This window comes from Mycobacterium numidiamassiliense (genome assembly GCF_900157365.1).
GTDB lineage: Bacteria > Actinomycetota > Actinomycetes > Mycobacteriales > Mycobacteriaceae > Mycobacterium > Mycobacterium numidiamassiliense.
This window is the reverse complement of sequence record NZ_FUEZ01000003.1, coordinates 1,185,376-1,196,921: the sequence shown is the minus strand read 5'-3', so window position 1 is coordinate 1,196,921 and position 11,546 is coordinate 1,185,376. Positions and strand designations below refer to the sequence as shown.

11 protein-coding genes and 1 riboswitch are annotated in these 11,546 nt (G+C 68.9%); of the genes, 6 read left to right on the top strand and 5 right to left on the bottom strand.

The window, feature by feature from the left end; translation table 11 throughout:
* Positions 1-11: 11 nt before the first annotated feature.
* On the bottom strand, positions 12-1,334 hold the full coding sequence (locus MNAB215_RS05590) for a DUF1800 domain-containing protein (protein WP_077077815.1): 1,323 nt from the start codon (positions 1,332-1,334) through the stop codon (positions 12-14).
* A 123-nt stretch (positions 1,335-1,457) separates the two neighbouring features.
* Here MNAB215_RS05590 and MNAB215_RS05585 point away from each other — a divergent pair, with 123 nt between their 5' ends.
* Positions 1,458-2,312, top strand: a complete 855-nt coding sequence (locus MNAB215_RS05585; protein ID WP_077077814.1) for a hypothetical protein — start codon at positions 1,458-1,460, stop codon at positions 2,310-2,312.
* 367 nt (positions 2,313-2,679) lie between these two features.
* On the opposite strand, the gene MNAB215_RS05580 is transcribed toward MNAB215_RS05585, so the two are convergent.
* The 3 genes from MNAB215_RS05580 to glnX all read right to left on the bottom strand — a co-directional run bounded on the left by MNAB215_RS05580 (position 2,680) and on the right by glnX (position 7,273).
* Entirely contained in the window at positions 2,680-4,968 is a 2,289-nt protein-coding gene (locus MNAB215_RS05580; RefSeq protein WP_077077813.1) for a serine/threonine-protein kinase PknG, read from the bottom strand.
* On the bottom strand, positions 4,968-5,891 hold the full coding sequence (locus tag MNAB215_RS05575) for a glutamate ABC transporter substrate-binding protein (RefSeq protein WP_108637577.1): 924 nt from the start codon (positions 5,889-5,891) through the stop codon (positions 4,968-4,970). Before MNAB215_RS05575 ends, MNAB215_RS05580 begins: the two co-directional genes overlap by 1 nt.
* Positions 5,892-5,953: 62 nt before the next feature.
* On the bottom strand, positions 5,954-7,273 hold the full coding sequence (glnX, locus tag MNAB215_RS05570; protein ID WP_077077811.1) for a protein kinase G-activating protein GlnX: 1,320 nt from the start codon (positions 7,271-7,273) through the stop codon (positions 5,954-5,956).
* Positions 7,274-7,404: 131 nt separating this feature from the next.
* On the opposite strand from glnX, the gene MNAB215_RS05565 reads away from it, so the two are divergent.
* Entirely contained in the window at positions 7,405-8,031 is a 627-nt protein-coding gene (locus MNAB215_RS05565) for an NUDIX hydrolase (protein ID WP_077077810.1), read from the top strand.
* Here MNAB215_RS05565 and thiE read toward each other — a convergent pair.
* Entirely contained in the window at positions 8,003-8,674 is a 672-nt protein-coding gene (gene thiE / locus MNAB215_RS05560; RefSeq protein WP_077077809.1) for a thiamine phosphate synthase, read from the bottom strand. The genes MNAB215_RS05565 and thiE overlap by 29 nt on opposite strands.
* A 34-nt stretch (positions 8,675-8,708) precedes the next feature.
* Positions 8,709-8,832: riboswitch (TPP riboswitch) on the top strand.
* On the opposite strand from thiE, the gene thiO reads away from it, so the two are divergent.
* From thiO to MNAB215_RS05540, 4 genes are all read left to right on the top strand, one after another.
* Positions 8,823-9,833 carry a glycine oxidase ThiO gene (gene thiO, locus MNAB215_RS05555; RefSeq protein ID WP_077077808.1) on the top strand — a complete coding sequence of 337 codons (1,011 nt, stop codon included), beginning with the start codon at positions 8,823-8,825 and terminating at the stop codon, positions 9,831-9,833. (Overlaps the previous riboswitch by 10 nt.)
* The gene (gene thiS, locus MNAB215_RS05550) at positions 9,833-10,030 is read left to right on the top strand and encodes a sulfur carrier protein ThiS (RefSeq protein WP_077077807.1); all 198 of its coding nucleotides are present in this window, start codon (positions 9,833-9,835) and stop codon (positions 10,028-10,030) included. Before thiO ends, thiS begins: the two co-directional genes overlap by 1 nt.
* A complete protein-coding gene (thiG, locus tag MNAB215_RS05545) occupies positions 10,023-10,781 on the top strand; it encodes a thiazole synthase (RefSeq protein WP_077077806.1) in 759 nt (252 codons plus the stop codon). The genes thiS and thiG overlap by 8 nt, the downstream gene beginning before the upstream one ends.
* The gene (locus MNAB215_RS05540; RefSeq protein ID WP_077077805.1) at positions 10,778-11,545 is read left to right on the top strand and encodes an SGNH/GDSL hydrolase family protein; all 768 of its coding nucleotides are present in this window, start codon (positions 10,778-10,780) and stop codon (positions 11,543-11,545) included. The genes thiG and MNAB215_RS05540 overlap by 4 nt, the downstream gene beginning before the upstream one ends.
* Position 11,546 lies beyond the last annotated feature (1 nt).

Here is an 11,546-nt window from a genome sequence, read left to right as displayed (position 1 = left end):
CGGCAATCTCGCTAGGACGTCAGGTATTCGGGCGTGTTGACGGCCGCCGCGACCAACTGCGGCGGTGTTCGCACCAGGGGTTCGAGTGCGTCGGCGGTGCGGTCTGACCAGGCGCCGACACCGATCAGGTAGCCGACCGCGTCGATGCGTTCGCCCGGGGCGGCGCTTTCGACGACGGACAGGTCGCCGTTGTGTGCAAGCTGGCTGGCGGCACGCAGCCGCGCCTCGGCGCTGGCGGTCGACAGCCACACCTGGCCGTGCGGCCAGCCACCGACGCTGGGCGGATAGAACGGGCGCTGTCCCAGCGCGTGCAAGGTCCCGTCGGCCATCTTCAACTGCGCGGGCGTATTCAGTGGTACGCGCAGCGCCCGGAGCACGCCGACCAGCCATTCGATCGGTGTGTTGATCTTGGTGTTCAGTGCGGCGGGGCCGGTGAACTCGTTGTCGGTAAGGATCGCGGCGGTCAGGGCCCGCAGGTTGCGGCCGGGGCCGTAGGCCGAGACCAGCCGGCTAAGTGTCTGCGGTTGCGGCGGGTCGTCGGACGCCAGTTGCTGCCACAGCCGTGTCGCGACGTATTCTGCCGACTTAGGTTGCGCCAGAACGGAATCGCAGAACCCAGCCGCGTCAAAGTTCCCGGTGCTGCCGAACAGTGTCTTGGCCCCTGCGTCGCGGCGTTTGGGGACGATCGCGGTCTGGCCGTCGGGGTCGATCACCCAGCCCGTGAGGGCGCGGGCCCCGGCGCGGACGTCGTCTTCGGTGTAGCCGTTGCCGTGGCCGAGCGCGAACAACTCCATGAATTCCCGGGCAAGGTTCTCGTTGGGCGACTTGGCCGTGTTGCTCTGGCCGTCCAGCCAGCGCAACATCGCTGCGTCGGTCAGCATCGCGTAGGCCAGGGTGTGGAAATCGCCCAACGACAAGGTGCGCAATTTCTGATTTTGGGCCGCCATCTGCGTGGCGGACCGGACTTTCTGCGCAGACGTGGCAAAGTGGTTGTGCCACAACAGTGTTAACTTTTCGCGCGCCGGCGCTCGGACGTACACCATGCGCTGTAGCCACCAGTCCGACAGCGCACCAAGTTGCTCGGTCAGCTGCTGGTTGTACTGCTTGCGGGTGGCCGGAGTGGCGCCCTTACCGGGCGGGCGTGGCACGGCGAACGACGGCATCGGGGTGGCGATCACCCCCGGGTCGGCGTCGGGGTTGGCACCCAGCATGGCGTCGACATAGGACGGCCAGTCCTGGCGGACCGCGGCGTCGACCTCGGGTCCGGTCACGCCGAACCCGGCGCGGCGCAGCGCGCGCGCCGTGGCGACCCATTGGCTGGACTGCCCTGGCATGAGTTAACTGTGAGGTGTCCAGCTGAAAATTCGCTGAGTTTTCTTGCGATTTTCTTGCGGCCCTGCATATCGCCTGTGGATAGCCGAAATCATCGCCCACGCTGATGTGCGATTGTTCGCGACATGGTGGAGGCGGGGAACCCTTTTGTCGGCAGCGAAGCACTGGCGGCTGGGGAGTTGAGCCGCCATCAACTGCGCACGCGCTATCGGGCGGCCTTTCCCAACGTGTATTTCGGCCGAGACGTCCGGCCTTCGCTGCGGCAGCGCACCGCCGCGGCCTGGCTCTGGTCCGGCCGGCGGGCGACCATCGCCGGTGCGGCCGCCGCGGCCTTGCACGGCGCCCAGTGGATTCCCGACGACGTCCCGGTTGAACTGGTGCACACCAACGCCCGCCCGCCGCACGGTGTGCTGACCCGGCGCGGCGTGTTGCACGACGGCGAGACGCAGATCATCGACGGCCGCCCCGTCACCACGCCCGAGCGGACCGCCTTCGATATCGGCCGGCGCGGTGCCGTTCATTCGGCCGTCGCCAGGCTGGACGCGCTCGCTCGCGCAACGGGTTTCAAGGTCGATGATGTGCTGCGGGTTGCGGAGAACCATTCGCGATCGCCGGGGCTGCGGTGTCTGGAAGCCGCGCTCGAGTTGCTCGACCCCGGCGCGCAATCACCCCGGGAAAGCTACCTGCGGCTACTGTTCATCGACGCGGGGCTGCCCCGCCCGCAGACGCAGATTCCGGTGCTGGGTGTCGACGGCATCCCGGTCGCCTACCTCGACATGGGTTGGCAGGAGTGGTTTGTCGCGGTCGAGTACGACGGCGACCAACACCGCACCGACCGCCGGCAGTACGTCAAAGACATCCGGCGGCTGGAGGATTTGAAGGACTTGGGCTGGACCGTCGTCCGGGTCGTGGCCGAAGACGGCCCGGCTAGCATCCTGCGCCGGGTTCGGGCGGCCATTGCGGGTTGTGGTGTGCGATAACGGCGTTGAGTGTGCACTCACGGCGGGAATCGAACCGAATTCCCGCCCTGGACGCACCCGCGACGCCCTGGCCGCACCCGCGACGCCCTAGCCGCACCCGCGACGCCCTAGCCGCACCCGCGACGGCTCCCGCCGCCCTAGCCGCACCCGCGCCGCCCTAGCCGCACCCGCGCCGCCCTGGACGCACCCGCGACGGCTCCCGCCGCCCTAGCCGCACCCCCGACGCCCTGGACGCACCCGCGACGGCTCCCGCCGCCCTGGACGCACCCGCGATGCCCTAGCCGCACCCGCGACGGCTCCCGCCGCCCTGGACGCACCCGCGACGCCCTGGACGCACCCGCGACGCCCGCAAAGCCGAAAGCCCGAACTAGAAGGTGCTGGTGGGCCGCACCTTGTTGGCCAAGTCGACCAGTGTGTATCGGTGTCGCTGCGTGGGCGCGACGCGGGCCAGGCTGCGCAAAGATGCCTCGACGCCCAGTCGCAGGCCGTGACTGGTGAAGGGGAAACCGAGGATGTGGTTGGTGCTGGCCTCGTTGCCTTCGAGCCAGTCCATCGCACTGCCGAGCACCAGCGCACGAATCTGCAGTACCCGGGGTTCGGTGGCCGGCAGCGCCTCCACCCGCCGGGCGGCATCGCGGATCTGCTGCTCGGTGATCTCCGACCGCGACCGGCCGGACAGCAGCGTGACCGCACTGGTCAGCCGCGCAGTGGTGAAATGCCTTGAGGCCGGCGGAACTTCGTCGAGGGTGCGCACTGCGCCGTTTCGATCACCCTCGGCGGACAGCGATCTGGCCAGGCCGAAGGCCGCCGAGATTACGCCATCATTGGTGCGCCACACCGTCTCGTAGAACTTGTGCACATCGCTGTTGCCGGCCAGCTCGCCGGTGGCGGCCAGCGCCAGTTTCGGCCCCAGCTCGCCGGGAAAGGTGTCGAGCACTTCGGTGAAATGCTTGATGGCGGAGTCGTAGTCGCCGGTCAGCAGCTCGGCGACGGCCCGATACCAGACCAGTCGCCAGCGCCAGCCCACTCGCTCGGCCAGGTCGTCGAGCTTGCGGGTTGCCTTGGCCACGTCGCCCAGGTCGAGCAGGGCACGGACCTCCATCAGCGGCAGCTCGACCGACTCCGACACATCGACGCCCTCGGCGTCCAGCACACCGTGCCGGGCCGCGCGCAGCGAGTCAAGCGTCTGCACCGGCTGCGAAAGCACCGTGGCCTGCAGCACCGGGGCGGCCACGTCGGTCGGATCGACCAGAGGCACCGGCAGCGCGGTCACGATTTCCCTGGCGGTCAGCTTCTCGGAATGCACCTGGCCGTCCAGATACACATCGGTGTGCGCCACCAGCAGGTCTACCCCATACGTAGAACGGCTGGGGCTGAAAACCGTTGACAGACCTGCCCGGGGCACCCCGGAGTCCTGGGCGACGACTTCGCGCAAGACGCCCATCAACTGTGCGGACATCTCTTCGGCGGAGGAGAACCGGCGACGCGGATCGGGGTCGGTCGCCCGTCGCAGCAGCCGACCGAACGAGTCGTATTTGGTCAGTACCGGATCGTCTTCGGGCAGCCCGTCGACATAGCGGCCGTTGCGGGTGCGCAGTGTCAACGTCAAGGCGGCCAAAGTCCGTCCCACCGTGTAGATATCGGTGGGGATCGTCGGGCCGGTACGCACGATCTCGGGCGCCTGAAATCCGGGCGTGCCGTAGAGATAGCCGAACGAATTGACCCGCGACACCGCGCCCAGGTCGATCAGCTTGAGTTGCTCCTCGGTCAACATGATGTTTTCCGGCTTGAGGTCGTTGTACACCAAGCCGATCGAATGCAGATAGCTCAACGCTGGCAGGATTTCCAGCAGGTAGGCGATGGCCTCGGCGACCGGAAGTTTCTCGTCCTTCTTCAGGCCCTGCTTGAGCGACTGTCCACCGATGTACTCCATGACGATGTAGCCGACCGGATCGCCGTGCCGATCGGTGTGCTCGACGAAGTTGAAGATCTGCACGATCTGCGGGTGGACCACCTCGGCGAGGAACTGCCGCTCGGCCATCGCGATCGCCTGTGCCTCGGCGTCACCGGAGTGGACCAGGCCTTTGAGCACCACCGGGCGGTCGTTGACATTGTGGTCGACCGCGAGGTAAACCCAGCCCAGCCCGCCGTGGGCGATGCACCCCTTGACCTCGTACTGGCCGGCGACGGTATCGCCCGGGTTCAGTTGGGGCAGAAACGAATACGGGCTTCCACAGAATGGGCAAGTGCCTTCGGACGCGCCCTTGCCCTCGGAGCCGGACCGGCCCACCGGCTTGCCGCAGTTCCAGCAGAACCGCTTGGACTCGGGCACCATGGGGTTCGTCATCAGGGCTTCGACCGGGTCGATGTCACGCGCCCGGGGGATCTCGACCAGCCCGCCGCCGAGCTGTCTGGTCGGCGGAAGCACCCGCGTCGCGACCGTCATCCGCTCCTGCGGTTCGGTGTCGATGCTGCCGAGCGAGATATGCGGCAGGTCGTCGTCATCATCGTCGAAGTCCGGGCGGAACACCGCCTGAGTCGCGTTGAGCCGACCCGTTGTCGGACCGCCGGCCGTGTCCATGGCCGGTTGGGTGCCGGGGCCGACCTCTTCGGAGTCGGAATCCGCCTGTGCGGTTTCGTTTTCCAGCTCGGCCATCAGTCCACGTACCTCGGTGTGGGCGGGATGGGTGCGGGGCCCAGAACCGTTAACCACTTGCGGTACAACGTGTTCCACGTGCCGTCTCGGCGAATCCGCTCGAGCGTGCCGTTGACGAACCGGACCAGGCCGGTGTTGTCCAGGTTGGTCCCGATGCCATAGGGCTGGGTGGCCATGTTCGGCCCGACGATGTGCAGGTAGGGGTCTTCCTCGACCAGACCGGCGAGGATCGAGTCGTCCGTGCTGACGGCGTCGATCTCGCGCTGCTGCATCGCGACCAGGCAGTCGGCCCAATTCACCACCGACACGATGACCGGTGGCGGGCTGATCTGCCGGATGCGGTGCAGCGACGTCGTGCCCCTGGCCACGCAGACTCGCTTGCCGGACAGGTCGCCCACCTTGACGATCATCGAGTCGCGCGGGGCGAGGATCCGCTGGCTGGCGTCGAGGTAGACGGTGGAGAAGTTCACCAGCTTGCGCCGCTCGCAGGTGATGGTCATGGTCTTGACGACGACGTCGACCTCGGACTGCTGCAACGCCGTGATGCGCTCGTCGCTGGACAGGATGCGGTACTCGACATGCGACGGGGCCCCGAAGATGTCGCGGGCGATCTCGCCGGCGATGTCGACGTCGAAACCGGTGATCTCGCCGGTGATCGGGTCGCGGAAGCTGAACAGATTGCTGCCGATGTCGAGCCCGACGACCAGCCTGCCGCGGGCCCGGATGTCGGCGACGGCGGCGTCGGCGTCCGCCTTGTTCGGGAAGGGACGCAGGCTGGCCGTCGCATCGCAGTCCTGGGTCGAATCGTCCGGCGGCAACGGCGGCTCGGCCGGCAATTGATCCATGCCGACCGGAGTGGGTGGCGGCAACGTCGGCGCGGTGGCCACCGTCAGCGACTCCGTGTGCCCGCAGCCCGCCAGCATGATCACCGTGGCGAGGACACCCGCCAAGGACTTCGCCCGCCGGACCCACGGCAGGCGCGTCACTATCGATACTCTTTCAGCCGAGGCCACAGGCCGAGCGCGACCGCGATGGCCGCACCCAGGCTGAGCACCACACCGCCGACCTGCGCGCCGGATAGCCCACTGCGCGCGTTGATCACGTCGTTGCGCAGGTGCGCGCGGCATTGCGTCATCGCCTTGCCCAACTCGTCTTCGAGCTTGTCGAACGCGGGGGTGGAGTCGTCTTCGGCGCTGCCCAGCGCGACCTGGGTGGCGGCCCGGTAGTTGCCGACCGAGATGTAGGAGTTGATCCGGTCGTTGGCCTGCCGCCACCGGACCAACAGCTGGTCGGCGCCCTGCAAGTCGGGTTTGTCGACGGCATCGGGGCGTGCCATGTACTGGTCGAGCTGCTGGTGCATGGCGTCGATGCGCTGATAGAACGACTGCTTGCGGACTTCTTCGTCGCCGCGCCGGATCAGCGACAGCGTCTCGTCGGCCCGTGCCTGCTGGGCGGTGATGGCGACGTTGGTCACAGTCTTGAGCGACTCGGCCGCAGTGTCTTTCGCGCTTCGACTGGCGGTCGTGGAGATCGTCAGCGCAGTTCCTACCCACACCACCATCACGAGGATACCGAGCGCGCCCACGACCAGGCCCGGATTGATTCGGCGCCGGGTGCGCCGGGCCAGCCAGCGATGCGAGAACGCGCCGAAGACGACCGTGCCGCCCACGACCAGGATCACCGGCGCGGGGAAGTGCGTCGATGCCGTCGTCTCCGAGTCCACCCGCTCCGAGGTGGCCTGGTAAAGCTGCGCGGCATCGGGCAGGATCGTCGACTGCATCAGCCCCGATGCCTCCGACAGATATGACGACCCGACCGGATTGCCCTCCCTGTTGTTGGTTCGCGCGATCTCGATCAACCCGGTATAGACGGCCAGTTCGGCATTGATTTTGCCGAGCAGCTGCACCAGCGGTTCATCGGTGAGTCCACTGGACGCCCGGGTGACCGCCACTGAGGCGTCGGTGATGGCCTGTTCGTAGCGCATCCGGACCGGCCGCGGCTCGGCCTGGGCGATGAACGCGGTGGCCGCCGCGGCGTCGGCCACCGACAGGGTGGTGTAGAGCCGTCCGGCGGCGAACGCCAGCGGCTCGGTGTGGTTGAGCACGGTCGAGAGCACCTGCTGTCGATGGTTGATCGTCGTCGACGTGGCGAAGGCGCTGGAGACGCCGAGCGCGGCCAGCACGATGCCGATGGTCAGGATGCGGCCGGGCGTCGTCGAGATGAACCACCAGCGCGGATGCGCCGGTTCGGCCGGCGACCGCGATCCCAGCGGCTCGGTCGACGGGTGCGCCAGCTCAACCGTCACGTCGCTTCAGACCTCATCTCTCGGCCGCTGAATTCGCTGTACTTACCTGTATAAGCGAATTCTAAGAGAATGTCTGCGCCGATGGGGGGAGGCGGACGCATTTTCAGCGATTGCCTGCATATCCTGATCTCGTGCAGGGCGACGGTGACGGATGGGTGATATCCGACAGCGGCGCCCACTACTGGGGCCGGTACGGCGCGGCGGGTCTGCTGCTGCGGGCCCCGCGGCCGGACGGCACCCCGGCGGTGCTGCTGCAGCATCGTGCGGTGTGGAGCCATCAGGGCGGCACCTGGGCATTGCCCGGTGGCGCGCGCGACAGTCACGAGACCGCCGAGGAAACCGCGGTTCGGGAGGCACACGAGGAGGCCGGCCTGCTCGCCGAGCGGGTTTCGGTGCGAGGCGAGGTGGTGACGGCCCGGGTCGCCGGGCTGGCCGGGACGCACTGGACCTACACCACCGTCGTTGCCGATGCCGCTGAACTGCTGCACACGGTGCCCAACCGGGAGAGCGCCGAAATGCGCTGGGTTGCCGAGGACGAGGTGGCGGACCTGCCGCTGCATCCCGGCTTCGCGGCCAGCTGGGAGCGGCTGCGCATCGCTCCGGCGGTGGTGCCGCTGGGCCACGGCGACGAACGGCGTCAGCGCCTGCCGCGCACGCTGGAGATCGAGGCCGGGGTCTTCGTCTGGTGCATGCCCGGCGACGAGGATCACACGCCGCCGAGTCCCCGCATCAATTCGCTGCTGCAAGCGCTGACCTGAGCTGTGCGGCGGCGGCCCGCGGGTCGTCGGCGGTGGTGATCGCGCGCACGACCACGATCCGCCGGGCTCCGGCGTCGAGCACCTCGGGCAGCCGCTGCGCATCGATGCCGCCGATGGCGAACCACGGTTTGCCGGTCCCGAGGGCGGTCGCCGCCCGGACGAGTTCCAGGCCCGGGGCGGCGCGGCCCGGCTTAGTCGGGGTGGGCCAGCAGGGGCCGACGCAGAAGTAATCGGCGTCGGAGCCGGCGGCCGCGGCGGCCTGTTCGGCGTCGTGGCTGGACAGGCCGATCAGCGTGTCCGGCCCGACGATGTCGCGCGCGACGCGCACCGGTAGGTCGCCCTGTCCCAGATGCAGCACGTCGGCGCCGGCCGCCCGGGCGATGTCGGCCCGGTCGTTGACGGCGAACAATGCACCGTGCCGGCGGGCCACGTCGGCCAGGATGTCGCACGCCGCCAACTCCTCGCGCGCTTCCAGCGGCCCGAACCGCTGCTCGCCGGCCGACCCCTTGTCGCGCAGCTGGACGATGTCCACCCCGCCGGCCAGCGCGGCATCGGCGAACTGAGCCAAGTCGCCGCGTTCCCGGCGGGCGTCGGTACACAGATAGAGCCGCGCTGACGCGAGACGTGGGACGAGTTGGTGCACACCGCGACGCTAGCGCGCTAGCGTAGAGGCCGAAGAACTTAGACACGGGAGTCCCCGGAGCGGGGCTGAGAGTGGGCACAGCCAGTCCATCTGGACCTGCCCTTACCGTCACACCTGATCCGGGTCATGCCGGCGAAGGGAGTAGAGGATGCAGTCTCCGGCCGACGTAGCCGTCATCGGCGGCGGCGTCATCGGGTTGTCGGTGGCGCGCCGGGCGGCGCGCGCGGGCTGGTCCGTGCGGGTGCACCGCACCGGCGACCGCGGCGCCTCCTGGGTCGCCGGCGGCATGCTGGCCCCACACAGCGAAGGCTGGCCCGGCGAGGAACGACTACTGCGGCTGGGCCTCGAGTCGCTGCGGCTATGGCGCGACGGCGGCTTTCTGGACGGGCTGCCGCCGGAGCTGATCACCGCTCGCGGGTCGCTGGTGGTGGCGGTCGACCGGGCCGACGTGGCAGACCTGCGCACCGTTGCCGACTGGTTGTCGGGCCAGGGGCATCCGGTGACCTGGGAGTCGGCCGCCCGTGATGTCGAACCGCTTCTGGCCCAAGGCATCCGGCACGGCTTTCAGGCGCCCACCGAGCTCGCGGTGGACAATCGCGCGCTCCTCGATGCGCTGGCGGCGGACTGCGAGCGCCTCGGCGTCGAGTGGGCGGGGCCGGTGCATGACATGACGCGTGTCGACGGTGACGCGGTGGTGATCGCCAACGGCATCGACGCGCCCTCCCTGTGGCCGGGGCTACCGATCCGCCCGGTCAAGGGTGAGGTGCTGCGTCTGCGCTGGCGAAAGGGTTGTATGCCGTTGCTGGGCAGGGTGATTCGCGCCCGGGTGCACGGCAGGCAGGTGTATCTGGTGCCGCGCGCGGACGGGGTCGTCGTCGGTGCCACGCAGTACGAGCACGGTCGCGACACCGCCCCGGTGGTGTCCGGGGTGCGCGACCTGCTCGACGACGCGTGCGCGGTGCTGCCCGCACTGGGCGAGTACGAGTTGGTCGAATGCGCCGCCGGGCTGCGCCCGATGACGCCCGATAATCTGCCTCTCGTGCACCGCCTCGACCAACGCACGTTCGTCGCCGCCGGCCATGGCCGGTCGGGCATCCTGCTGGCACCGTGGACCGCCGAACACGTCATTGCCGAGCTCGCAGCGGTGGGAGTCCACTGATGATCATCACGGTCAACGAACAACGGGTCGAGGTCGACGAACAGACCACCGTCGCGGGACTGCTGGCCTCACTGGGTTTCCCGGACCGCGGCGTAGCGGTGGCGGTGGGTGATGCCGTGCTGCCGAGATCTAATTGGACCACAACGCTTTTCGATGGCGCTCGACTCGAGGTGGTAACGGCGGTGCAAGGTGGTTGAACCCAAGCTGACGATTGCGGACCGCAGCTTCACCTCGCGGCTCATCATGGGGACCGGGGGTGCGGCCAACCTGTCGGTGCTGGAACAGGCGCTGATCGCCTCGGGTACCGAACTGACCACCGTCGCCATGCGCCGGGTCGACGTCGAGGGCGGGACCGGATTGCTGGACCTGCTCAACCGGCTGGGCATCACGCCGCTGCCCAACACCGCGGGCTGCCGAGGCGCGGCCGAGGCGGTGCTCACCGCGCAGCTGGCCCGCGAGGCGCTGAGCACCAACTGGGTCAAACTCGAAGTCATCGCCGACGAACGCACCTTGCTGCCCGACGCTGTCGAATTAGTCAGGGCGGCAGAACAATTGGTCGACGACGGATTCGTGGTGCTGCCCTACACCAACGATGATCCGGCGCTGGCCCGTCGGCTGGAGGACACCGGCTGCGCGGCGGTGATGCCGTTGGGCTCGCCGATCGGTACCGGCCTGGGGATCACCAATCCGCACAACATCGAGATGATCGTCGCCCGGGCCGGAGTTCCCGTGGTGCTCGACGCAGGCATCGGTACGGCCAGCGACGCGGCGCTGGCGATGGAGTTGGGTTGCGACGCCGTGCTATTGGCCTCCGCGGTGACCCGCGCCGCCGACCCGCCGGCCATGGCCGCCGCGATGTCGGCCGCTGTGACCGCCGGGCACCTGGCGCGGCGTGCCGGACGCATTCCCAAGCGATTCTGGGCGCAGGCATCCAGTCCCGACCGATGAAACGGTATGTCGCGCTGGGTAGTTCGATGGCCGCGGGCCCCGGTATCAGACCGGGCGCCGCGGGGGCGCCGCGGTTGTCGGGGCGATCGGCCCGCAACTACGCCCATCTGGTTGCCGAACGGTCGGGTTTCGAGCCGGTGGACGTCACCTTCTCCGGTGCCACCACCGCGCACCTGCTCACCGACCGCCAGCACGGTGCGCCGCCCCAGCTGACCGCGCTGGACGGCTCGGAAAGCTTGGTCACGGTGACCATCGGTGGCAACGACGTCGGCTACGTTCCGCTGCTAATGGCGGCCTCGTTGCCGCACTGGGCGCGTCGCCTACCGCTGCTCGGCGGGCGCATCGCCGAATTGCTGGACCGCGACGCGCGGGACCGGGCTTTGGCCGACGTGTTCCATGCGCTGTGCGCGGTCGGCCGTGAACTGCGCAGGCGCGCACCCGACGCCCGCGTCTTCTTCGTCGACTACCTGACCTTGCTACCGCCGGAAGGCGTTCCCGCGCAGCCTCTTTCGGAGGAAGACGCCGAGCTGGGCCGCCATGTGGCCGGCACTCTCGAACGCCTCACCGCCGACGCCGCGGCCGAAACCGGCTGCGGCGTCATCCATGCCGCCGCGGCCAGCCGGGAGCACCACGCATGGTCGGCCGAGCCGTGGACGACCACGCCGGGCACGTTCGTGGTGCCGCTGCCCGGCCGGCCCGCGCCGCTGCACCCCAACGCTGCCGGGATGAGCGCCGTCGCCGAGCTCGTTACAGCTGCGCTGTAAC

Excerpts from the sequence above, each read along its gene's own strand:
- MNAB215_RS05585 (WP_077077814.1), top strand. The coding sequence starts at position 1,458 with ATGGTGGAGGCGGGGAACCCTTTTGTCGGCAGCGAAGCACTGGCGGCT.
- thiO (WP_077077808.1), top strand. The coding sequence starts at position 8,823 with ATGCAGTCTCCGGCCGACGTAGCCGTCATCGGCGGCGGCGTCATCGGG.
- MNAB215_RS05540 (WP_077077805.1), top strand. The coding sequence starts at position 10,778 with ATGAAACGGTATGTCGCGCTGGGTAGTTCGATGGCCGCGGGCCCCGGT.
- MNAB215_RS05590 (WP_077077815.1), bottom strand. The coding sequence starts at position 1,334 with ATGCCAGGGCAGTCCAGCCAATGGGTCGCCACGGCGCGCGCGCTGCGC.
- thiS (WP_077077807.1), top strand. The coding sequence starts at position 9,833 with ATGATCATCACGGTCAACGAACAACGGGTCGAGGTCGACGAACAGACC.
- MNAB215_RS05580 (WP_077077813.1), bottom strand. The coding sequence starts at position 4,968 with ATGGCCGAGCTGGAAAACGAAACCGCACAGGCGGATTCCGACTCCGAA.
- MNAB215_RS05575 (WP_108637577.1), bottom strand. The coding sequence starts at position 5,891 with ATGCTGGCGGGCTGCGGGCACACGGAGTCGCTGACGGTGGCCACCGCG.